General features: G+C 44.0%; 23 protein-coding genes. 10 read left to right on the forward strand and 13 right to left on the reverse strand.

Features of this window, described 5'->3' with window-relative positions; genetic code table 11:
* Nucleotides 1–131: 131 nt before the first annotated feature.
* Nucleotides 132–284, reverse strand: a complete 153-nt coding sequence (locus tag O9290_RS08845) for a hypothetical protein (protein ID WP_288058454.1) — start codon at nt 282–284, stop codon at nt 132–134.
* Nucleotides 285–466: 182 nt separating this feature from the next.
* On the opposite strand from O9290_RS08845, the gene O9290_RS08850 reads away from it, so the two are divergent.
* Nucleotides 467–3,037 carry a TIGR03960 family B12-binding radical SAM protein gene (locus tag O9290_RS08850; protein ID WP_288026563.1) on the forward strand — a complete coding sequence of 857 codons (2,571 nt, stop codon included), beginning with the start codon at nt 467–469 and terminating at the stop codon, nt 3,035–3,037.
* A gap of 258 nt (nt 3,038–3,295) precedes the next feature.
* On the opposite strand, the gene O9290_RS08855 is transcribed toward O9290_RS08850, so the two are convergent.
* The 4 genes from O9290_RS08855 to O9290_RS08870 form a co-directional block, all read right to left on the reverse strand.
* Entirely contained in the window at nt 3,296–3,832 is a 537-nt protein-coding gene (locus tag O9290_RS08855) for a hypothetical protein (protein WP_288026565.1), read from the reverse strand.
* A gap of 94 nt (nt 3,833–3,926) precedes the next feature.
* Entirely contained in the window at nt 3,927–5,141 is a 1,215-nt protein-coding gene (locus O9290_RS08860) for a type II secretion system F family protein (RefSeq protein WP_288026567.1), read from the reverse strand.
* Nucleotides 5,142–5,261: 120 nt separating this feature from the next.
* Nucleotides 5,262–6,362, reverse strand: coding sequence for a type IV pilus twitching motility protein PilT (locus O9290_RS08865; protein ID WP_061432558.1), 1,101 nt, complete (start codon nt 6,360–6,362; stop codon nt 5,262–5,264).
* A 138-nt stretch (nt 6,363–6,500) separates the two neighbouring features.
* Nucleotides 6,501–8,516, reverse strand: coding sequence for a GspE/PulE family protein (locus O9290_RS08870; RefSeq protein ID WP_002763111.1), 2,016 nt, complete (start codon nt 8,514–8,516; stop codon nt 6,501–6,503).
* A 240-nt stretch (nt 8,517–8,756) separates the two neighbouring features.
* On the opposite strand from O9290_RS08870, the gene grpE reads away from it, so the two are divergent.
* A complete protein-coding gene (grpE, locus tag O9290_RS08875) occupies nt 8,757–9,479 on the forward strand; it encodes a nucleotide exchange factor GrpE (protein WP_002763110.1) in 723 nt (240 codons plus the stop codon).
* Between the two features lie 31 nt (nt 9,480–9,510).
* Here the strand turns inward: grpE and O9290_RS08880 are convergent, their stop codons facing one another.
* The 3 genes from O9290_RS08880 to O9290_RS08890 form a co-directional block, all read right to left on the reverse strand.
* A complete protein-coding gene (locus O9290_RS08880) occupies nt 9,511–9,645 on the reverse strand; it encodes a hypothetical protein (protein ID WP_002763108.1) in 135 nt (44 codons plus the stop codon).
* A gap of 36 nt (nt 9,646–9,681) precedes the next feature.
* Nucleotides 9,682–10,341, reverse strand: coding sequence for an HAD-IA family hydrolase (locus tag O9290_RS08885; RefSeq protein WP_002763105.1), 660 nt, complete (start codon nt 10,339–10,341; stop codon nt 9,682–9,684).
* Nucleotides 10,342–10,431: 90 nt separating this feature from the next.
* Entirely contained in the window at nt 10,432–12,396 is a 1,965-nt protein-coding gene (locus O9290_RS08890) for an amylo-alpha-1,6-glucosidase (protein WP_288058452.1), read from the reverse strand.
* Between the two features lie 90 nt (nt 12,397–12,486).
* On the opposite strand from O9290_RS08890, the gene rpmH reads away from it, so the two are divergent.
* From rpmH to O9290_RS08915, 5 genes are all read left to right on the forward strand, one after another.
* Nucleotides 12,487–12,624 carry a 50S ribosomal protein L34 gene (gene rpmH, locus O9290_RS08895; RefSeq protein ID WP_002739276.1) on the forward strand — a complete coding sequence of 46 codons (138 nt, stop codon included), beginning with the start codon at nt 12,487–12,489 and terminating at the stop codon, nt 12,622–12,624.
* A gap of 26 nt (nt 12,625–12,650) precedes the next feature.
* Entirely contained in the window at nt 12,651–13,013 is a 363-nt protein-coding gene (gene rnpA, locus O9290_RS08900) for a ribonuclease P protein component (protein WP_002763101.1), read from the forward strand.
* Nucleotides 13,003–13,398 (forward strand): PH domain-containing protein, encoded by a 396-nt coding sequence (locus O9290_RS08905; RefSeq protein WP_002784373.1) that lies wholly within the window; start codon nt 13,003–13,005, stop codon nt 13,396–13,398. The genes rnpA and O9290_RS08905 overlap by 11 nt, the downstream gene beginning before the upstream one ends.
* Before the next feature lie 84 nt (nt 13,399–13,482).
* Nucleotides 13,483–14,631: a membrane protein insertase YidC gene (yidC, locus tag O9290_RS08910; protein WP_288056090.1), complete on the forward strand. Its 1,149-nt coding sequence runs from the start codon at nt 13,483–13,485 to the stop codon at nt 14,629–14,631.
* Nucleotides 14,631–15,125 (forward strand): Jag family protein, encoded by a 495-nt coding sequence (locus O9290_RS08915; RefSeq protein ID WP_147069144.1) that lies wholly within the window; start codon nt 14,631–14,633, stop codon nt 15,123–15,125. The genes yidC and O9290_RS08915 overlap by 1 nt, the downstream gene beginning before the upstream one ends.
* Before the next feature lie 174 nt (nt 15,126–15,299).
* Here the strand turns inward: O9290_RS08915 and O9290_RS08920 are convergent, their stop codons facing one another.
* From O9290_RS08920 to O9290_RS08930, 3 genes are read right to left on the reverse strand one after another with little or no spacing between them, the layout of a single operon-like run.
* Nucleotides 15,300–15,509 carry a hypothetical protein gene (locus O9290_RS08920; protein ID WP_002801820.1) on the reverse strand — a complete coding sequence of 70 codons (210 nt, stop codon included), beginning with the start codon at nt 15,507–15,509 and terminating at the stop codon, nt 15,300–15,302.
* An 11-nt stretch (nt 15,510–15,520) separates the two neighbouring features.
* Nucleotides 15,521–17,200, reverse strand: coding sequence for a glycosyltransferase family 39 protein (locus O9290_RS08925; protein WP_288056086.1), 1,680 nt, complete (start codon nt 17,198–17,200; stop codon nt 15,521–15,523).
* 1 nt (nt 17,201) lies between these two features.
* Nucleotides 17,202–17,777: a hypothetical protein gene (locus tag O9290_RS08930; RefSeq protein WP_041803666.1), complete on the reverse strand. Its 576-nt coding sequence runs from the start codon at nt 17,775–17,777 to the stop codon at nt 17,202–17,204.
* Nucleotides 17,778–18,013: 236 nt separating this feature from the next.
* On the opposite strand from O9290_RS08930, the gene O9290_RS08935 reads away from it, so the two are divergent.
* Nucleotides 18,014–18,208, forward strand: coding sequence for a hypothetical protein (locus O9290_RS08935; protein ID WP_002738625.1), 195 nt, complete (start codon nt 18,014–18,016; stop codon nt 18,206–18,208).
* 163 nt (nt 18,209–18,371) lie between these two features.
* Here O9290_RS08935 and O9290_RS08940 read toward each other — a convergent pair whose 3' ends face one another.
* The gene (locus tag O9290_RS08940) at nt 18,372–19,901 is read right to left on the reverse strand and encodes a pyruvate kinase (protein WP_288056083.1); all 1,530 of its coding nucleotides are present in this window, start codon (nt 19,899–19,901) and stop codon (nt 18,372–18,374) included.
* 597 nt (nt 19,902–20,498) lie between these two features.
* On the opposite strand from O9290_RS08940, the gene gatB reads away from it, so the two are divergent.
* Both gatB and O9290_RS08950 read left to right on the forward strand, forming a co-directional pair.
* Complete coding sequence (gene gatB / locus O9290_RS08945) at nt 20,499–21,971, forward strand: Asp-tRNA(Asn)/Glu-tRNA(Gln) amidotransferase subunit GatB (RefSeq protein WP_288056081.1); 1,473 nt, start codon at nt 20,499–20,501, stop codon at nt 21,969–21,971.
* Nucleotides 21,972–22,234: 263 nt separating this feature from the next.
* Nucleotides 22,235–22,885, forward strand: coding sequence for a ParA family protein (locus tag O9290_RS08950; protein ID WP_052275786.1), 651 nt, complete (start codon nt 22,235–22,237; stop codon nt 22,883–22,885).
* Between the two features lie 17 nt (nt 22,886–22,902).
* Here the strand turns inward: O9290_RS08950 and O9290_RS08955 are convergent, their stop codons facing one another.
* Nucleotides 22,903–23,355, reverse strand: coding sequence for a DUF8637 domain-containing protein (locus tag O9290_RS08955; RefSeq protein WP_288056079.1), 453 nt, complete (start codon nt 23,353–23,355; stop codon nt 22,903–22,905).
* Between the last annotated feature and the right edge of the window lie 197 nt (nt 23,356–23,552).

Raw genomic sequence — 23,552 nt, forward strand, 5'->3', positions numbered from 1 at the left:
CCTAATTTTCAGGGAAAAAGTCCCTGAATTTCCCCCTGATCACTCCCATATCTGGTACTTTTTGAGGGGAAAAAAGTCCAAAAGTCTTATCCAACAAGGTTTTTAGATTTATTCAGCAAGCCTTAATTATCTTATAGCCTCTGGAATTTTAGGGAGATGGGGAAGTGGGGTAGATAGGGAAGTGGGGAAGTGGGGTGTGGGGTGTGGGGTGTGGGGTGTGGGGAAGTGGGGAAGTGGGGAAGTGGGGAAGTGGGGTAGATAGGGAAGTGGGGAAGCTGTCTCATCACCCTATCACCCCAAAACCCTATCACCCCAAAACCCTATCTCCTGTCTCCTATCTCGGAGTCTCCTGTCTCGGAGTCTCCTGTCTCGGAGTCTCCTGTCTCCCGACTCCTGAATACTGACTCGATTCTGGCTGCTATAGTAGAAAAGCACCCATTGCTGACGATATCTGAGGTAGATTGCCGTGACTATTGCTTTAGACCAACTGCTCACCCCCGACATTTTTCGACCGGCGCGTTATTTGGGCAACGAGTTAGGTGCTAAACATAAAGAATGGGCAAGTGCTGTGGTTCGTTGGGTGTTAACCTATCCGGAAGTGTACGAAGTGGGGGCATCTAACCTCGGCCATATTATCCTCTACAATATCCTCAATGCTCAACCCCGCCAACTCTGCGATCGCACTTATTTACCCGCACCGGATTTAGCCCAAAAACTCAAACAGACAAAAACCCCCCTATTTGCCCTAGAATCCCGTCGTTGCCTCACCGATTTTGATATTCTGGGTTTTAGTCTCAGTTATGAGCTAGGAGCCACCAATATTTTAGAAATGCTCGACCTAGCGGCAATTCCCTTGACTTGGAGAGCAAGAGACTCAGGTAACTATCCGCTAATTTTTGCCGGGGGACAAACTGCCACCTCTAACCCCGAACCCTACGCCGACTTTTTTGATTTTATCGCCCTCGGTGATGGCGAAGAATTATTGCCAGAAATCGGTTTAATTTTAGAAGAAGGTAAACTAGCTAATCTAAGCAAAGAAGAACTATTACTAGATTTAGCCCAAATTCCGGGGGTATATGTCCCCCGTTTCTACGATGTCACCCCAATCGGTGCAGTTATCCCCAATCGTGACGATGTACCGCAAAGAATTTTACGCCGGGTAGCTACTCCTATCCCAGCCTATTCTATCGGTTTAGTTCCCTTCGTGGAAACGGTTCACGATCGCCTGGTGGTGGAAATTCGTCGCGGTTGCACTCGGGGATGTCGTTTTTGTCAACCGGGGATGTTAACCCGTCCTGCGCGGGATGTGCAACCAGAAGCAGTCATCGAATCGATTGAAAAAGGAATGCGAGCGACGGGATATAATGAATTTTCCTTATTATCTCTCAGTTGCTCCGATTATCTAGCTTTACCTGCCGTGGGTATGGAGATTAAAAACCGTCTCCAGAATGAGAATATATCTCTATCCTTACCCAGTCAAAGAGTCGATCGCTTTGACGAAAATATTGCTAACATAATTGGGGGCAATCGTCAATCGGGTTTGACCTTTGCACCGGAAGCGGGAACCCAACGAATGCGCGATGTGATTAACAAAGGGTTAACCAACGAAGAACTACTCAGAGGGATAAAAACTGCTGTCGAACAGGGTTGGGATAAGGTCAAACTCTATTTTATGATCGGTTTGCCAGGGGAAACCGATGTGGATGTCATCGGTATCGCGGAAACCCTGCGTTGGTTGCGTCGGGAATGTCGTTTACCGAAGCGGAAACCCCTCGATTTTACCCTAACTATCTCGAATTTTACCCCTAAACCCCATACCCCCTTCCAGTGGCATTCCGTCTCGACGGCCGAATTTATCCGCAAACAGGAGTTATTAAGACAGGAATTCCAAGGCATGAGAGGGGTAAAAGTCAATTATACCGATGTCCGCATCTCGGCTATGGAAGATTTTATCGGTCGCGGTGACAGAAGTTTAGGGAAAGTGGTGCTGCGCGCTTGGCAATTGGGAGCCGGGATGGATGCTTGGTGGGATAATACGGAAAAAGCCTATCAAGCATGGTCACAGGCGATCGAAGAATCCGGTTTAACTTGGAAATATCGTCAGATAGAACAGGGAGAATGGCATATTTTTGCCGATGCAGACAAAGATATTTTAGAGCGTCCTCTGCCCTGGGATCATCTGGATACCGGTATCGATAAAAAATGGCTACAGGAGGACTTAAAACGCGCCCTAGACGCGGCAACAGTCCCCGATTGTTCTTTTGAGGGTTGTTCCCATTGTGGCGTTTGTAGCCTCGATTTTGGTCATAATATCGTCATTGAAGCGCCCCCGATTCCCGCTTTTGCTGGACATTTTCAACCCAATCAAGAACGCGCCCAAAGAATTCGGGTTTGGTTTGGCAAAATTGGCGAAATGGCCTTAGTTAGCCACTTGGATCTGGTGCGTTTATTTGATCGCGTCGTCCGTCGCGCTGCTATTCCCATTTCCTTTACCGGTGGATTTCACCCTGGTCCGCGCATTTCGATCGCCAATGCTTTATCCTTGGGAGCAACCAGTAGCGGTGAGATTGTCGATTTTGAATTGACAAAAGTGATGGATTTAGAGAGGTTTAAACAGCAATTAAGCGCACAATTGCCCGCAGATTTACCAGTGTATCAGGTGGAAGAAATTCCCTTAAATGCTCCCGCTGCCACCCGTTTGTTAGAAAAAGCTGCGTATTTGCTCACTTTTAACAGTGAGGGAATTGACTGCCAACAATGGCAAAATTGGATCGAGGCGATTAAACAAGCAACGGTGATGGAACGGGAAAAAACCACCAAATCCGGCAAAAAAGTCACGATTAATCTGCGAGAACAATTATATGAATTAGAGTTAAAAACTGTTGACAAACAAGCCGTTTTGTGCTATGTGGGCAGTTGTCGCAATGATGGCACTTTACTACAGCCCGATCATATCGTCGAGATGTTAGAAAGGGTTTCTGGCCAAGAACTTTCGCTGCTGAATTTTCATCGTCAGCGCTTGATTTTAGGCGCTTAACCATCGTCAACTGTTCCCTTTATACTAAACTAAGTAGGGTTGGCTGAATAAATCTAAAAACCTTGTTGGGTAAGACTTTTAGACTTTTTGTCAATCAAAAAGTACCAGATCTGGGAGTGATCGGGGGGAAAATTACTGGACTTTTTCCCTGAAAATTAGGTAATTGACCCCCTCAAAATCGCTAAAACCCTACACCCCACACCCCACACCCTGTCCCCACGAAAAACTTTTTCAGCAGACCCTACTTAAGAGAGTCAGCTAATCTTGATCGACTAATTCTAAGGAATCATCAATCAAAGCTGGCCGATAATTTTGAACAACCATCGGTAAAAAAGCCCCTCTTAAACCCTTTTTTATTCTCTCGGCCGTTTGATCAAAAACCACAAATAAAGGATGAATTGTTTCTGCACCTTCACTAAACATATGTTGTTCTCTGGGGGGCATTAACCATTCATATTCTTTATCTAAACATATTTGGGTTTCGCGCCAGCGTTTCAACAAATCAGAAAAATCTTCCCCCGGACGATGGATAAAAATCAGGATTTCTGAACCTAATTTAATTTTCCATTCCGGATCACACATCAGAATCGCCAAATCACAAGCTAATTGTACCGTCTTTCTAGATTCAAGGGCAGAAGATGGACGAATTCTGACCAAGGGCAAGGGAATAGTAATTAAACTCTCTTCAGGACGACGCATACTAGGAATTAACTCTAAATAGGGGCGATATTGTCGCAATAATTCGATCGCCCCCTCACGACAGCTATATTCCGCTAATAAAGTTTCGTAAGACACAGATTCACCTAATCAAATAAAAGGAGATGAAAATTCAAATCTTGCTGATTTCCAGCTACCGGCAATAGTCACTGATCACTGATCACTGCTCAACTTATCCCAACGCATCGAAGATTTTAAACATGGGCAAGTACATAGACAAAAGAATAATTCCCACCATCCCCGCAACACCAACCATCATCAAGGGTTCAATGATACTGGTTAAAGCTTTAACGGCCTGTTCCACCTCATCTTCGTAGAAATCCGCCACTTTCATCATCATGGCATCTAATTCTCCCGTTTCCTCCCCAATACTAATCATTTGAATTGCCAAAGGTGGGAAAACATTGGCTTTTTGTAGGGCCAAACTCATCATTCCCCCCTGCTGAATTTCCGCCTTGGCACCGGCGATCGCATTGGCAATTACCTGATTACCCACCGTATTACAAACGATGTCGAGGGAACTTAAAATTGGGACACCAGAACGCGTCAGAGTCCCAAAAACCCGGCAAAATCTAGCCACAGCCGACTTTTCATTCAAATCACCAAAAAGAGGCATTTTAAGGAAAAAATGGTCAATTTGCAGACGACCCATCGGGGTTTTGTAATAGCGACGCAGTAAAAAAACCGTGGCAACAATGGTGACAATCGGAATTAAAATCAACCAACTACGCATCACACCACTTAAAAAGAGCATAAATTGCGTTAAAGCCGGTAGTTCCACCTTTAAATCGGTGAAAATTTTCGCAAAGACGGGAATTAAAAATATCGTCATCCCGAAAAACACAACTACCGCCAAAATTCCCACCGCTACTGGATAAGTCATCGCTGATTTAATCTGGTTTTTCAAGCGGGCCATATCTTCCAAAAGTTTCGAGAGACGGTTCAGCACTTCATCGAGTACCCCCCCCGTCTCTCCAGCTTCGATCATACTGACATAAAGTTCATCAAAACATTCGGGATGTTTGGCCATCGCTTCCGATAACGGAGTCCCTTGCTGTACCTCAGCACTAATCGCTTGTAGGGCTTTTTTCATCTTGGGATTACCGCATTGATCCCCCAAAACTCCCAAACATCTCACAATCGCCACACCAGCATTAATCATTACCGAAAATTGACGGGAAAAAACCGCTTTATCTTTGATGGAAATGCTGGCAAACATCAACTGTAAACCGGAAAGATCGATCTCTCCCCCCACTTTTTTGACTTTACCGACGGCGGCATATTTCGCCTTCAGCATCGTCCGGGCCTGTTCGGGAGACATAGCTTCAACTTTCTCTTGGAAAACTTTTCCAGAGCCGCTTTTAACTTGTGCGACAAAAGTAGGCATAGAACAAATCAGTTATCAGTTATCAGTTATCAGTTATCAGTTATCAGTTATCAGTTATCAGTTCACTGTTTACAGCAAAAAACTTCCCACTCTCCTATACCTTTTAAACAGGATTTAGGATTAAATCCGGGCTTTAGCGTTAGCGCTGGCCCCGGCGATAAGACGTTGTAATTCATCGGGTTTACCGCTTTTAGAAATGGCCTCTTCCAAAGAGACAACACCCCTAACAACTAAATTAGCTAATCCCTGTTCCATGGTTTGCATTCCTAACTTCATTCCCGTTTGAATTGCTGAATAGACTTGGGGGGCTTTTCCTTCCCGAATTAGATTAGCGATCGCTGGAGTTACCACCATGATTTCCTGTACCATTGCCCGACCAAATTCCCCCGGTTTAGGATTTTTTTTCTTGACTAGGTTTTGACTAAAAACTGCTAGTAAAGAATTGGATAACATGGCGCGAATTTGTGCCTGTTGGTTAGCAGGAAAAACGTCAATAATCCGATCCACTGTTCCCGCTGCCGAGCTAGTGTGTAGGGTTCCGAAGACTAAGTGACCAGTTTCTGCCGCCGTGATTGCCAAACTAATTGTTTCTAAATCCCGCATTTCTCCCACAAGGATAATATCAGGATCTTCCCGTAAAGATGCTCTTAAAGCGTTAGCAAAACTCTTGGTATCTTCTCCTTTTTGTCGTTGGTGAAACAGACTTTTTATATTAGGAAAAACGTATTCAATTGGGTCTTCTACCGTTAAAATATGTTCAGACCTAGTCCGATTAATTAAGTCTAAAATTGCCGCTAAAGTGGTAGTTTTACCCGAACCTGTTTGGCCAGTTACGAGAATTAATCCCCGCGGTCTTTCCGATAACTCCCGTACTACTCTAGGTAAATTTAATTGTTCAAAGTTAGGAATTTTAGAGGACAAAGCCCGTAAACAAGCTGCATAAGCACCCCTTTCTTTATAAACATTGACCCTAAATCTTGCTAATCCTTTCACCCCGTAGGAACAGTCTAATTCCCAATTCTGCTCTAACTCTTTTCTTTGGGTATTATTGAGCATACTAAAAATCAATTTCTGACAATCTTGCGGGGTTAAAGATTCTTCATTAATCGGGGACAGTTTGCCACTAATGCGAAAATAGACCGGCGCCCCAGACTGAATGTGCATATCGGAACCGCCCATCTCGACCAATTGTTCCATTAAATCTTCGATCATTAATTCCATAAGTTAAACCCCATCTCTAAGGTAAAATCAGTGAACAGTAACCAGTGAAAAGACATTGGGAAAGTGCTATTTAAGACTACTCACTTAATACTCCTTACTTAAAACTCAAATCTCATAACTGATAACTGAAAAACTGTCTTAATCACTAAATCGCGGTGTCATACAATAGGGACAATCGAGCCATTCTGGTTGTAGTTCGGCGCGACAACCACGACAGATTAAACCGCTTTTCCGTTTGGCTTTTAGTTCCGCTTCCAGACCGGAATCGGTAAATGTCACCCGTTCCACTTCTTCGAGGGTGGTGTAACCCTCGCGCACCAGATTTAAACTATAGGCTAGGAGTGTCACCATGCCCTCATCGACGGCCGTCTCCTTAATGCGATCGGTGGTTGCCCCTTGGTTAATTAACTGCTGTAGTCGTTCACTATTCTGCATTACCTCATAGACACCAATGCGACCTTTATAACCGCTGCCGCTACACTTAAGGCAGAGATTGCCCTGTTTTCGCGCCTGTTGAATTTCCTCAAGGGTGAGGGTATTAGCCTTATAAAAGGTCACTTCCCGTTCATTGGCGGCGGAAAGACCAAAACGGGCTAATTCCTCTTGACTGGGGTGATAGGCGACTCGACACTGGCTACAGACGCGCCGCACGAGACGCTGGGCCAAGACTCCCAAGAGAGAACCAGAAATCATAAACGGTTCAACCCCCATCTCATCGAGACGAGCGATCGCACCTGCGGCATCGTTGGTGTGTAGGGTAGTTAGGACCAAGTGACCGGTTAGGGCGGCCTCGATCGCTGTTTTGGCCGTTTCCTTGTCCCTAGTTTCTCCCACCAGAATCACATCCGGGTCTTGTCGCATGAATGCCCGCAGAATCGAGGCGAAATCCATGCCTTTTTCGCGAATTACCTGCACCTGGGTGATGCCTGGTAGAGAATATTCGATCGGATCTTCGGCCGTACTAATATTGACCCCGGGGTGATTTCTTTCCGCTAACACCGAGTATAAAGTGGTGGATTTCCCCGAACCGGTCGGGCCTGTCACCAGCAACAGACCAAAGGGACGACTGGCCATGTCTCGGACGATTTGCAGGGTCTTTTGATCGGTGATCAGTTTATCTAAACCCAACTGGGTGGCCGAGTTATCGAGAATCCGTAAACAGACTTTTTCCCCGTAGCGACTGGGCAGGGTATTAACCCGAAAATCCACTTTCCGCCCTTGATACATCCGCCGAATTTTACCATCTTGGGGAAGACGACGTTCGGCGATATCGAGCTCGGCCATGATTTTAAGACGGGCTGTAACCGCCGGGGTAATTCTTTTCGGCAGTGGCTCAAAAGCTTGATGAAGAACTCCATCTTTGCGAAAGCGAATTTTCAGGAATTCTTCTTGGGGTTCGATGTGAATATCGGAAGTCCCTTCCTGTAGGGCTTTAGCTATAATTTTATTGACGAGGTTGATGACGGGAGCTTGATTAGCTTCCCCTTCTCCGAGATCATCGGCCACTTCATCGTTAGCCGCACCAGAGGCCACCTCAATATTGCTGACAATACCAGTGAGATCCGAGAGTTTTTCTAGTTCTTTTTCTTTTTGCAGTCGGGCTTTTTCCTGTTCTAATTCCGATTGAGCCGAGTGGAATTTTTCCAGTAATCTTTCATAATCTTCGCTAGTAATCACCAAACGCTGTAAACCTAACTCCCTGGGGCGGAGAATACGATTAATATCGTCGGAAGCCTCGAGGTTGTCGGGATCGACCATGGCTATCAAAATCGCAGCCGGCTCTCCTTCGATCTTTCGCAGGGGGATGAGACGATAGCGACGACAAAGATCGATCGGAATCAAAGAATCGATCAATCGGGCTATTTCCAGTCCATCCACATCGCTTAATTCGGGGTCGATCGATTCGACTCCGTAGAGAATTTTTAATTCAAATAACTGATTTTTCTTGTACTGTCGCTGCAAATCCGGGGGCAAAGGGCGCCCAGTTAGTTGTTGTAATATTTCTACTAGCGATCGTCCCGATTTCCGTGTTTCCACTAGGGCTTGTTGCATTTGGTCGGCACCGATATATCCCGACTGCACCAACTTGTTACCAAAGGGGGAAAAGTAATTGCGTAGGGCAACGGCACGGGTTTTCTTGGAAGAAAATGTCATAGACGATTCTTAACCTCTCCACTACCCTTAAATGTTCCCAATTTTACTGGTAAAATTGCATTCTAGCAAAAATTTTTCTAGATCACCGATTATCTATCGGGGTCGCTCATATCTAGTTACGCATCTTGTCCACAAAATGTTACATTAAGGGTTAAACCTTGATTATTAGCTGGTACTTAAAGACCAAAATTAGCAGTAAATGGTCATATATTGCCAAATTACCCAATAAAATTGTCTACTATGAGTGCAGAACCAAATACCTCAGTAATTTTCGACGAAAACCAAGAATCCTTTCCTAATTCCCCCGAATCCCTGACCACCGAATCGGAAGCCAGTGTCACCGATGAAGCCAAAACTGTGACGGATCAGGCCGCCTCTAGCGAGGAATTTTCCTTTCTAGGCGGAATGACTATCGATACTCTACAAGAGGAAATTGATACTCTCAAACAGCAGTTAGAGGAACAAACCCAACAGGTTGATGCCTACAAGAAACGCTATATCACTCTAGCAGCCGAGTTCGACAATTTTCGCAAACGCACAGCCAAGGAAAAAGAGGAACTGGAAACAAAAATCAAGGGCAAAACCCTGATGGAAATTCTTGGCGTGGTGGATAATTTTGAGCGCGCCCGTACTCAAATTAAACCGGCTAATGATGGCGAGATGGGTATTCACAAGAGTTACCAAGGGGTCTATAAAATCTTAGTAGAGAGTCTCAAGCGTTTAGGCGTTTCCCCCATGCGTCCGGAAGGTCAACCCTTTGATCCCACCTACCACGAAGCGATGATGCGGGAGTACACCGATGAACATCCCGAAGGCACGGTGGTCGAGCAGCTAGTGCGAGGATACACTCTCGGAGAAGATGTTTTGCGTCATGCTTTGGTAAAAGTGGCCGCCCCCAAAGAGACAGATCCTAACGCTGCTCAGTCAGAAGCGACTGCCATCCCATCCCAGGAATCAGTCTAAAATCCCGATGGGGATTAAAGCAGTTTGAGGGTTAGGTATTAGCTGGTAGGGTATGTATTCCCTCCCTATCCCCTATTCCCACTGAAAGACTTTTTCTCTCTTGACCTAAAGTTTGCTGAAAAAGTTTTTCGTGGGGGCAGGGTGTGGGTTGTAGGATTTTACCCATAAGAGCCAAAGATATTATCCCACAAGGTTTTTAGATTTATTCAGCAGGCCCTATTGATCTTTTAATTAAAAACGCTTCTATACCCAAGGCTTTTGCTCCTTGGTAATCCTCTTTTTTACTATCGCCAATATGCCAAGCTTGTGCGGGGGAACAATCATGTTTTTGCAGGGCGATTTGAAAAATTTCAGCATCGGGTTTAGCTGCTCCTGCATGGGAAGAAATCGTGATCGATCGAAAAAAATATTCTAAGCCTAATTCGGCCAAAACTTGGTAGATACGACTATCAAAATTAGAAATAATGCCCAACTCGATCCCCTGAATCTGCCAGAGTCTTAAAGCGGGAATGACATCCTCGTACAGCACCCAAGGCTCGGCCGTGGCAAAATGACGGTAAAGTTCGCCAAAAAAAGCCTCAAAATCGGGAAATCGTTCCAGATAACCTAAATTATTAAAAACCGCCCCAGTCAGCGATCGCCACCAGCGATACTCTAACTCGGGAATTTGTGCCGGTTCAACCTCAGGAAAAGCTAAGGGGGGAGCAGTGGGGAAAATAGCCGAGAAAGACTGTTCTATAGGCTCGGCCGCCACCTCTACCCCAAAATCCGCCGCTATTTGACTATAAATTGCTCCGACACTGCCTTTTACCCCAAAAATGGTCCCCACAGCATCGAGAAAAATAACTTGCGGTTTCTCCATGAGAGTTTTGTCTTTAACGGTCTAACTGAGGTTTTTAGGGTCGGTCCTTTGGGGGGCCTAACACACCTAACCATTGCTTATTTTAAAGGATTATGGCCGAAATTCTCGGATCGCTTGCCAAACTCTTAATACCTCTGCCACCGTCCATGCTTGGGCAAAAGCACCCCTGGGGGTAAAAGGGGCATTACCATCGAAAATTTCACTTAAATTACCGATACAGCTATCCCGAAGATGGTCGATCATCGGTGTTAAAAAACTCTCAGCTAGGATGGGATCGCGATAGACTTTTAGATGGGCCTCGATAAATGCCCCTAATAACCATCCCCAGACTGTCCCCTGATGGTAGGTACTATCTCTTTTTAAGCGATCGCCACTGTAAACGCCACGGTAATCGGGATGATCGGCAGCCAGCGATCGCAAACCGCGAGAAGTCAACAATTTTAAAGCACAAATATCGACAATAGCCCTTTTCTGTGGGGAATTTAATAACTCCTCCACCGACAAAGACACGGCAAAAAGTTGATTCGGTCGTAAACTGGCATCATTCCCCTTTTCCGTATCCAAAACATCGTAACAATACCCCAGAGAATCATCCCAGAAGCGAGAGAACCCTTTTAGGGTCATTTTTCTCATTTTTTCGTAATCAGTGGCATCCATGCCCAAATAATGGGCAAATTGAACCATTATTTTGAGGGCATTGAACCAAAGGGCATTAATTTCTACGGGTTTGCCGATGCGGGGAGTAATCACCAGATCATCAACTTTGGCATCCATCCAAGTCAATTGTACTCCCGCTTCGCCGGCATAGATCAAACCATCGTCATCTAGGTGAATATTGTAGCGAGTACCGCGACGAAACCAAGCGATCACTTCCTTTAAAGCGGGATAAATAGTTCTGAGAAACTCAAAATCTTGGCTTTGGTTAAAATAGGAACGAATGGCTTCAAAATACCAAAGAATAGCATCGACAGCGTTATATTCGGGCATTTCTCCCCCATCGGGCAGTAAATTCGGCAATAAACCCTGGTCTAGATAACGGGAAAAAGTTAGTAAAATCTGACGGGCGATCGCAGATCTGCCTGTAGTCAAAGTTAATCCTCTTAGGGAGATCATCGTATCGCGACCCCAATCACCAAACCAAGGATAACCCGCGATTATCGTTTTGCCCTCCGGTTGATCCCGGAGAGGACGACTAACGATAAACTGGTCGGCAGCGAGGGTAAGTTGTTGAATCCATTCAGGCTGCTGGGGATTAATCAGACTATTTTCGTAGCGATAGCGAGACTCTAGAGAAGATTGACCGTCTAAATTCGGATCGGGACGGGTACTAGCGGCAATTGTCACCGATTCTCCCACTTTAAGAGTAGCCGAAAAACTAGCCCCATGGAGATGATTTTCTCGATCGATTAAACCCCGATAACGTTCCACGGCCAAATCAAAGCGATAATACCAGATATGAGCGGGAAAAACCTCTCCCTGACTGATTAATAGATAAAAAGGTACAGCATGGTTATATGCAATCACTCTGACTCCTTTTTCCAGGGGACTAATAGCCATTTGCCAGTTAAAACCCTGGGTATTGCCGTGAAAATCACGATAATTGACAAAAGCAGTCAGATTGAGAGTTAGGGGAGAATTGCCACGACGGTAGGTATAGTGAGTATAGGTGGTATTTTCTCCCTGTTCCATCCAGATACGCTTTTCTAGTAAGGCATCCCCGCAGATAAAAGTCCAGACGGGAATTGTGCCTTCCAGATGAAAACTTTCGATATTAATATAGCCTTGCGGTTCGATCGTAGCACCTAACCAGCGATTGCTGGCCAGATGATAAATTTTCTGGTTATATTGTACCGATTCATCGATTTTAGTCACAAGAAGCGTTCTTTGCGTCGGTGGAGCCAAAGCAGCGATCAAGAGGCCATGATAACAGCGAGTTAGCAATCCGGCCACAGTTCCCGCGGCAAAACCCCCAATACCATTAGTGACTAACCATTCGCGCTTTTCAGCCACTGGGAGACAATTACAGATGTCCCGACCGAAACGGAGCTTGACCATGAGCTTCCCAATTCCTAGTAATTTTGTTATAATCAAAAATTGTGTCTTTATATCTATAGAGTAACTCTATCTTAAGGAGAAAAATCAGCAGTGAGTAAACGTACTTTAGAAGGAACCACGCGCAAACAGAAGCGCACTTCTGGATTTAGAGCGAGAATGCGTAGCGTCAACGGACGCAAAGTAATTAAAGCTCGTCGGAAAAGAGGGCGCTATCGTTTAAGTGTTTAGGTTATTCTGGGAACCGACTAATTTTCGTGGGACTACCCCAAATTCATCGCTTAAAACATCGACAGGATTTTCAAGCTGTCTATGGAACAGGGAAGCGTTATCACGGTTCCCACTTAACCTTAATTAGTTTAGAGGATTCTTGCCCAGATGCCCCCGGCCCCAGTCGTTTTGGTATCTCGATTAGCAAGAAAGTTAGTAAAAAAGCGGTGGTTCGTAATCGACTAAAAAGGCAAATACGAGCGGTAATTCGGCAGTTATTGCCAGAAATAGCAGCAGGATGGCGAGGGATAATCATTATCCGTCCAGGGGCGATCGAGTGCAATTATGAACATTTTTTGCGAGAATTAAAGCAGTTGTTAGTGAAGGCGAATATAATTCATGGGCATTAAAGAAGAAACTTTTTATGAAGGCGGTCCGCACATCGGCGACCTAATCATCAATATCCTGCTAGGATTTACGGTGATTTGTTTACCTTTGACCGTTGGGGCAGTAGTACGGGCAATCTGGTTAAGATATAAGATAACCGATCGGCGGATTTCGATCACTGGGGGTTGGATGGGACGCGATCGCACAGATATTATCTATTCAGAAGTGGCAAAAGTGGCAAAAATGCCGAGAGGAATTGGTGTTTGGGGGGATATTGTCGTAACTCTCAAGGATAGAAGTCGTTTAGAAATGCGCGCGATGCCGAAATTCCGGGAAATTCATGACTACATTGCCGAAAGAGTCGCCGATAAAACCGGTCGTCCCCTAGAATCGATCATAAGTCAATAAAACAAAATAATCGATCGCCGCGATTCGATAAATTAGATTTGTTAGAAGTGAACCCCATTAAACGAGAAGGCATAGATTAAACCCATGGATTTTGGAGTCGGATTTATTTCCACAAATATCATGTTGCCAATCCTAGATTTTTTCTTTCGGATTGTGCATAGTTACGGTTTCGCCATCATTGCTTTAACGCTGGTGGTGAGATTTGCCGTCTTTCCCCTCAGCGCCGGCCAGATTCGCAATATGAGAAAAATGCGAATCACTCAACCCTTGATGAAGGAAAGACAGGCAGAAATTCAACAACGCTACAAAAACGACCCGCAAAAACAACAGGAGGAAATGGGCAAATTAATGCAGGAGTTGGGCAATCCCCTAGCCGGTTGTTTACCCCTGTTATTACAAATGCCGATTCTTTTGGCTTTATTTGCGACTCTGCGGGGTTCCCCCTTCTCGGACATTAACTATACCGTCGATTTACAAGTGCTGCCAACCGAACAAATCGCCCTCGTGCAGCGCCAACCCTATGGCACCAAACCCCAAAACGTCTATATTGACGAGTCTCTCCACTATCCCATCACCGCTTTTTTACCCCAAGGCAATAAAATCGCTCCGGGAGAACAGGTAAAAATCGACTTGCAAAACGACCAGGGCAAGTCTTTAAGCCAATTAGCCACGGAAGCACCGGAAAATAACCTAAAACCCACCTACGAGGTGGTTAAAGGTCAAGAACTGGTGCAAGTTAATGAAGACGGTTCCATCGTCGCTTTAGCCCCCGGAGATGCCAGTATTAAAGTTATCGTGCCGGGGATTGCCGCTAATACGGGTTTTCTCTTTATTGAGGCCCTGGGAAGAATTGGGGCAACCGGTGCCAATGGTGAAATTCACTGGGATATTTTGGCGATGGTGATCGCTTTCGGTATTAGTATCTATGTTAACCAAGAGTTATCCGGTGCCGGCGCTCCTTCGGGGGGGGCAGCCCAACAACAGCAAACGGTGAATAAAATCACCCCGATAATTTTTAGTATGATGTTCCTGTTTTTCCCCTTACCAGCGGGGGTATTGATGTATATCTTAACCGCGAACATCTTCCAAACTATTCAAACGGTGATTTTGATGCGGGAACCGTTACCGGAAAACCTGCAAAAATTGGTAGCGGAACAGGAAAAAACGGAAAAATCCCGCGATGCTCTCCCCTTTGAAAAACGTTCTAGCAAGAAAAAGGAAAAAACATCGTAATGAGTATATGGGAGCAAAATAGCGAGAAAGCTAAACAATGGCTGGAAAAACTGCTAAAGTTGATGGCCATGCCCGCAGATGTCCAGATTGGTGTGCAGGAATTGGGAACTGGACCTTCCTCCTGTTGGTTAATTATTGATAGCAGTCAATTGAGTCCCCAACAAGTGGAACTTCTCCTCGCTAACAAGGGTGAGGGACTGGATGCGATTCAATCCCTAGCTAATACGATTCTGAATATTGGTGTCGAGGCGGCAGAACATCAGTTCTATATTGTCGAAATCAATGGCTATCGTCAACAAAGACAGTCAGAACTTTTCGACTGGGTGAATCAGGCGGCGACGCAAGTGCGGCAAACAGGACAGGAAATAGAATTAAAAGCCCTATCTTCGGCAGAACGTCGCCAAATCCATGCCTTTTTTCAGGAAGAAAACGATTTAACCACGGAAAGTCGCGGCGTGGAACCCGATCGCCGATTAGTAATTCGTTTAAAATAAGACCAAAGGGTGGGGTAAAACCTGCCCTCTTGTGTCTTTTCGCCTGTTTTTGCTCTCAAAGCTCTGGCAGCCAAAATTTTGTCATCGATTGACGTTGTTAATAGTGGGATTAACTCCCCATCCAACTTTAAAAACACCCCACACCCACGAAAAACTTTTTGCCGCAAACCCTAGTTAATAACTTAACTTCAGAGCATTTACAGGTACATCATCCCAAGATTCTACGGTTCTTAAAACTGCTATCCACCCCGCTTGTTTTTGTTCGTCCGTAAGACTGGTTAACCAACTTTGATGACAATCTTTTGCCGCTTGTTCGTCTTGACAGGCAATACAAGCTTGTACTAAACCGCAGGGGTCAATCTGTTCATTTACCCAAATAATCATAGTTAATAGCCCTACTTAACTTTACTATTATAATCCATCGATCGCCCACAGAGAAACTTTTGATATTGATAACCTGTTACATAATTGGAGGATAACTCTGAAGGTTGACAGTCCGATAAATCTATTGAAGAATGGAAATTAATTAACCATAATTCAAAAGGGGGAGAAGATGGCAGATTAAAATTTGGCTTTTGTTCTGGGTTAACTAAGAGAAACTTAGGGTTTTTGTCGGGAAATCTTTGGTTGAATTCCCAAGCAATTCCCATCATTTCTCCCACCTGCACTAAACTCCTATAGCTAGTGGCAATTACTAACGGATAACGGCTATTATTTTCGATAGTGGTAACTAATTTATCTGGGCGATAATACTTACGATAGCCTAAATTAAAAGTCACACTTAGGGAACTAACTAAAGCCATGATAATTACAATAATTACTATTCTTTTCTGCTTCCTTTGCCAACAATTATCTAATAAAATTGCTAGAATTAAAATTACCGAGGGAAAGTAAACAAAACTATATCTAGCTCCCCGGGTAATATCGATCAAAAGCAGATAGGTGATGACAAAGAAAATGGCAATTGAACTGAGAACAAATGCCGAGAGAATGCCTAATTCGGGTTTATAGGAGTCTAGCCATGCTGTTTTTAATTGTGGGATAATCCAGAGAAAAAAACCGATCATTATTGCCCCAGAAATCAAGATAATTATTAAAAATTCTGATTCAACGGGGAGCAGAGAAAGCATAGTAATTAATGTTCCCAGCAATTGAAAAAAGGGGCTAATTACGGACAAAAAACTATCATTGTCTCTCTGAATCCAACTGGTCATCTGATTGCCATAATCTTTGGGTACAAAAGTGATAAACCAAATAATAATAAAGCTCAAGTTACCTAAAAAAACTAAACTTAAACGCCACCAATTAGTTATCCAAAAGTTTTTTTGTTTGATTTGATTGAATAAAATCCATAATAAAGTTATCGCTTCCGCTAGGATAGTTAAACTAAAAAAATAGTGGACTAATAACCCTAGACAGTTGACAATTAACCAGAAAAAAACCAAAGTATGGGATATTCTCTTATGGTCGATAATTTTGCTGCTTGCCCTCAGAAAACAGCCTAAAGATATGAGGACAAATACAACCGCTAAAGTATAATGGCGCGCTTCTTGGGAGATAAAAACCGCGTAGGGAGAAACCGCCATTAAAATCGCCGCTAGAAAAGCGATCGAGCCTGATTTAAAGACCAATTTACTGATAAAATAAATTAAAGGAATCGAAATAACTCCCCAAAAAACTGCCAGCGATCGCATTCCTGCTAAAGATACATATTCTCCCCGATCAAAGAATAATTTATTCCAGAGATAGGCGAAAATAAAATATAAAGGTGGATGATTGTCCTCCTGAATAACTAATTTAATTACATCGGCAATAGTTGCCTGATGGTTGCTCTGGAGAGGTGCTAATAAAGTGGCGAGGGAAATTATCTGATTTAACGGCACTATCTGGTAATTATTGCCAATACTAAAAACCATAGTGGCAAATTCATCCGTCCAGGGAGGTTTGCTAGTTAATTGTGTTAACCTAATAACCAGTCCCAAAATTATTACTAATCCTAACCAGCAAAAATCAGACCAAGCTAACCGCTCCTTGCTTCTTTGTTGTAGATTAGAAATGACTGTAGATAAATTCAATTTAATTGTTATCTCCGAAAGATTCGATTATTTTAACCGCTTCCGATGGGGAAATATCCTGACGGCAATTAGGATAATCATACTCCTCCCGGGCAATTAATGCCCCACTGAGACGATAAAAATATTCTCCCATTTTCATCCAATCGGAATACAAATCGGGTTCGGGAAATTGTTGCCTTAATTCCGAGTCTTTGGGTGTACCATAATTGAGCCAGTATCCTTCTCCAAATAGTGGAGAATTGAGCGCTAGGGTTCCCTCTAATTCTAAACCATCATCGCCCCTGGCGTTTTCGATTCCTTCCACCAAAAAACAGCTATTCTCGGCATTTTCAAAGAGGACTGCGTATCCATTCCCCTCTTCTGCGAGGATTTTAATCTCGCTGGCCCGAAATCCGGGAGGAATATAGTTAGGTAAAATAATCTTAGCATCTAGCGATCGCAGTTGTTGCCGTTGACTGGCGCTCAAAGTTACCGTTTCTGCTCTCAAATATTGCCCATTGTCAATAATAACAATAGATAATCCTAAAACTAAAGGCCAGAAAAATTTTATGGTCATAATCGCTGTTTCTAGGGTCATATTCTGGAGAATATGTCAGTTTTTAGGCAATTTACTGATTATTTAACCATATAAGCGACGAATATTGCCCTTTTCCTGTTCCCGATTCCCTATTTACCGATTCTAATCGACAAAAAATCATAGCTTATCTGTGGATTCCACTTTTTTCCACTTCTGTCACCCGGAATTATGGGACTGACATCACCCCAAACCCTCTCGTATTCTAAGGTTATCGACAGGAAAGAGAGGTAACAACCATGTTAGTCAGCCACCAAAATCCAACTTTTGTCCGTAACTACTTAATCGCAGTTATCTCCGTGGTGATGATGGGTGTGGGAGTTGCCGATCTCGTCAATAATCCCTCCCGAATCGCTCAACAAAACCGTCTTGATGGTTATGGTCGCTATGTTAGCGCTGGTTTGGTTAGTGGTGCGGTCAATAATATGCGTTAATTTGCCTCTGATTCTCAATCCTGTTGAAAAGGTGTGAGTAATTATGAATTATGAATTATGAATTATGAACTGGGGAGAATAAATAAAAATAATCTCCTGACGACCGGCTCCTGACTCCTGACTCCTGACTCCTGACTCCTGATAACTGATAACTGATAACTGCTTAAACCCAAGAATGGAGAGCGCGTAATTGAGGGGTTTTTTTAGCTTGGTGGGTCTGCATTCTTTGTAAAACATCATCAAGAATTGTCACCGCTTCGCGGATATATTCCCCCTTATTCAGCATGACACATTCGGCCCTTTCGGCCATAGCGGCATCGGTAATCTCGGCCCGGGAGGGAATACTTTTCTTGACCAGATTTTCTAGGACTTGGGTAGCCCAAATTACTGGAATATGGGCTGCTTCGCATAACCAGAGAATTTCCTCTTGAATTTCTGCTAGTCTTTGATAGCCAATTTCTACGGCCAAATCACCCCGAGCAATCATCACCCCAAAAGGTTGTTTACCGGCGGCATGGATGATTAATTCCGGTAGATTTTTCACGGCTAAAGGTGTTTCTATTTTGGCCACAATTGCTTTTTGTCGCCAAGCATCCCCCAAACGACTTTGTAACTCTAGCTGTAGTGTCTCGATATCGCTGGCTTTTTGTACAAAAGAGTAACCGATAATATCGGCATTTTTGGCAATAAAATCTAAATCTTGCCGGTCTTTTGCGGTCAAAGGATCGATATTTAAGACGGTATCGGGGAAATTTAGGCCTTTATCTGCTTTGAGTTTTTCTCCTTTCTCCCTAGCGTGGGTAATTTTTAGTAAAAGACCTTCCGGCATTATGGCAATAACTTCAGCCCCAATATGACCATCATCAATCCAAACTTTCGCCCCGACAGGAATTTGGGGAATAATTTCCGGTTGGGAACAATTAGCCTGAAAATACTGAGGATGGGCAGTATGGGGCGGTTGGGTGGTTAAGAGGAGAAAATCCCCTTGATATAGTCTGGTTTGGGACTGGGGGGCTAAAATCTGTTCTAAACGGATTTTTGGGCCGGCTAAGTCCATATAAACTTTACAGGTATGTCCATTGACTAAATTTTCGGGGTTTTTGACCGCCTCGCGCAGATTTTCGATCATTCCCTGCCACTCTTTGGGTCCATCATGGGCGCAATTAATGCGAATACAGTCCATCCCGCAACGCAGTAATTGAGCAATAAAATCGGGGTCGGTTGCCGCTTCCGTCGGCATTGTCACCATAATTCGCACCCGACGCCGGGGGGAAGGCAGACCGAAAACTTCGGCGCTATGGGAGGCTAAAAGTTGATCTCCTTGGAAAAATGCCTCTAAAGGGGGATGTTTGGGTAATAATGAGGCTTCTTGATGACAAACCGCCCCTAAAGTGGCAATTACCGCATCGAGAGTCGGTAAAACTTTCGATTCAATCCGGCCTAGGGAAGATAATCCCCAGGGCATTAAAGCTAATTGTAAATCCCGGATATCTTCTTGTCTCAGGGCGAGATAATAGGCTAAATTACGGGTGCTAGGTTGAAAATTCTCCTTTTCAATGAGGTTTTTCCACTGCTGCAATTTCTCCTCTCCTTCCACTGTCACAAAATGCCGTAACCTTTGCAGATGATGGAGGAGAGTTTGGGGATAGGATAATTGTTCTCGTTTGAGTTGTTCTGAGAGAGTTAAAGACATAAAATTGAGTAAAAAGTAAAAATCGTCAATTAAGTAGGGAGGCACAATTATTTGTAGGATGGGTTAGCGGTAGCGTAACCCATGCGGGCGTTGGGTTTCATACTTCAACCCAACCTACGTTCATCTTATATTTAATTCCACCCACCTACTTACTAAGGCAATACTCGCCTAGAAAATGATCACTGTCGCCGCTTATATTGCTTTTGTCCGGTTATGGGGTCAGTTCTTGGACATAATCTCTCTGTTTCTATACTAAGCAAATATCCCGTCTCTAGAAGTTAATTTTTGCTACGATTTATGTCGGTTATCTTAACGGTGAGGTGGGAAGTTTTCGTTTTCGGTGGTCGGTGGTCGATACTAGAAAGGCTAGGTTGATTGGTGAAAAATTATCGATAAGCTTCTTTGATCTTATGCCTTTGATAAAATTAAAAATAATGGCGGACATTGGTTGAATCAATTATCTTTTTTGAGCTATATTAAAGGTGACTAAAGTAATTAGTAACTACAGTATTAAGTTTTATGAAGGGAGGGAATGCTCCAGAATCGCGACTATAATGATTAAACAGATCATTCCTGTGTCGGCGAGAGCGAGAAAATATGTCTGCCACTGAATACGAAGCAATTATCGGTTTAGAAACCCACTGTCAACTGAACACCAGAAGCAAGATATTTTGTTCCTGTCCCACCAACTTCGATAGTCCCCCCAATACTAACGTCTGTCCCGTCTGTTTGGGTTATCCTGGGGTATTACCCGTCCTTAACCAAGAAGTCCTGGCCAGTGCCGTTAAACTGGGATTAGCTATCGACGGTAAAATCACACCTCATAGCAAATTCGATCGCAAACAGTATTTTTATCCCGACCTGCCGAAAAATTATCAAATTTCCCAGTATGATCTCCCTATTGTCGAACAGGGTCAACTAGAAATCGAGATCGTCGATAAAAAAACTAAGGAAGTTAGCCGCAAAATTATCGGCATTACCCGTCTGCACATGGAAGAAGACGCGGGAAAACTGGTTCATGCTGGCAGCGAACGTCTCTCCGGTTCCACCCATTCCCTCGTGGATTTTAATCGTACAGGTGTACCATTATTGGAAATCGTCTCGGAACCGGATTTACGCACTGGGGCCGAAGCGGCGGAATATGCCCAAGAATTAAGGCGTTTAGTGCGTTATCTCGGCATCAGTGACGGTAATATGCAGGAAGGTTCCCTGCGCTGCGATGTCAATATTTCCGTTCGCAAAAAAGGCACTAAAAAGTTCGGGACTAAGGTAGAAATTAAAAATATGAACTCCTTTAGTGCTATCCAAAAAGCCATAGAATACGAGATCGATCGACAAATTGAAGCGATCGAAAATGGCGAACCAATCGTACAGGAAACCCGTCTTTGGGAAGAAGCTACTCAACGGACGATTAGTATGCGGAAAAAAGAAGGTTCTAGCGATTATCGCTATTTTCCCGAACCGGATTTACCCCCCCTGGAAGTCTCCCCCGAACAGTTAAAAGCTTGGGCAGAAGAATTACCGGAATTACCCGCTCGTAAACGTCGTCGTTATGAAGAAGAATTTGGTCTTTCCCCCTACGATGCCAGGGTTTTAACCGATGATCGCACCGTGGCCGAATATTTTGAAACTGCTGTAATTGCGGGGGCCAATGCGAAATTAGTCGCTAACTGGATCAGTCAAGATATCGCCGCTTATTTGAATAATAATAAGCTGACGATCACAGAAATTTCCCTGCAAGCGTCAGACTTAGCCGAATTAGTTAAACTGATTGAAACGGGAACAATTAGTGGCAAAATTGCTAAGGAAATTTTACCAGAACTTCTCAGCCAAGGCGGTTCACCAAAAGCGCTGGTGGAAAAGAAAGGATTAATACAAATTTCTGACAATTCTGCGATCGAAAAACTGATCGAGGAAATTATCGCCTCCCATCCAAGCGAGTTAGAAAAATTCCGGGCGGGTAAAACCAATCTTAAGGGATTTTTTGTCGGTCAAGTCATGAAAAAAAGCGGCGGTAAAGCCGATCCTAAATTAACTAGCCAAATCTTAGATCAAAAACTTTCTGGTTAGTTATATTCAGTGATCAGTGGGGAGCGGGAAGTGAGAAGTGGGGAAGTGGGGAAGTGGGGGAATTTCAACTAACACCCCAACACCCTAACACCCTAACACCCTATCACCCCAAAACCCCCCGCAACGCGCACGCAGTGACCACCCTGCCTCCTGTCTCCTGTCTCCTGTCTCCTGTCTCCTGTCTCCTGTCTCCTGCCTCCTGTCTCCTGCCTCCTGTCTCCTGTCTCCTGACAGCTAAAATAACCGATAACTGATAACTGAAAATGACCTCGCAATTAAAGCCTAATGGCCCGAAAATTCTCGCTGTTGTCAACGGTAAAGGTGGTGTGGGTAAAACCACCACTGCGGTTAATTTAGCGGCAATTTGGGGGCAGAATCAGCGTGTTTTGCTGGTGGATGCGGATCCGCAGGGTTCCTCCACTTGGTGGGTAGAAAGAAATCAAGCGGGTATGGTATTTGATTTAGCCAAGCAAATTAATACCGAGAAATTAGGAGAATTGCGTCAAATTATCGAGTACGATCTGATCGTGATTGACACACCACCAGCTTTGCGCTCCGAATTACTGACGGCAGTAATAGCAGAATCAGATTATTTAATTTTACCGACTCCTCCCGCACCGATGGATTTAATGGCTTTAATTGACACGGTACGCACGGCAGTTAAACCCCTAGGAATTGCCTATCGGGTTTTGTTAACAAAAGTGGATTCCCGTAGTCTTAAGGAAACTTTGGAAGCACAAAATACTTTATTAGAATTAGGTATTCCTGCCTGTCATGCTTTTGTCAGAAATTATAAGGCCCACGAAAAAGCCGTTTTAGACGGGGTAGCTATTACCAATTGGCGCGGTAAAAATGCCCAAGAAGCCAGTGCCGATTATCGTCGTGTGGCCGAAGAATTAGAACGGGATTGGTAGATTTATCGACAGGTTTTCTAAGCACAATATTTTTGCAGTAAAGAAATGACTAAATCTAGACCATCGGGCTGAACTTGAACAGTATAGGCTTCGGCTTCAATTTGTCTGCTAAAACCCTGATAATTCATAAAAAATCTTCTGGTCATTGCTGGTGGTTCTATGGCTAAATTAAGAGCTTTAACTGTTTTGCCTCCATGACAAAGTTGAGCGGCATGGACAGCTTCATGAATTAATGTTGGTCGGGCAATACCTAAGTCAAAAACTAGGGGATGAATCCAAATAATTCTAGTTTTACTATCAAATAAACCGTAGGCTCCTCGCACTGGTGGCGGGGCAATTTTGACGATGAAATTGTGTTTTTCTAGAGCTTTTTGCAGACGTAAAAAATCAGGATTCGCCGCTGATAAATTTTCTCCTGCAGCTAATTGCATCCCTAGAAAAACAGCAGCGATTGTGTAATAAATGCCCATCAGGTGATAGTTCCTATTAAAAAAATAAGTAGTCGTGCAAAATTAATTTCCTAGTCGAGACAGGAGACAGGAGACGGGATACAGCTATTAGGGATCGGATTTGAGTTTTCAGTTCTCTGTTTGCTCACCACCGCAGAAGCCTGACGGAGTAGTGGCTTAGATGTGTAATTAATTGTGCTTAGATACTTACACTGATA

The sequence above is a fragment of the Microcystis sp. LE19-41.2A genome (genome assembly GCF_027530405.1).
Taxonomy (GTDB): Bacteria; Cyanobacteriota; Cyanobacteriia; order Cyanobacteriales; family Microcystaceae; genus Microcystis; species Microcystis aeruginosa.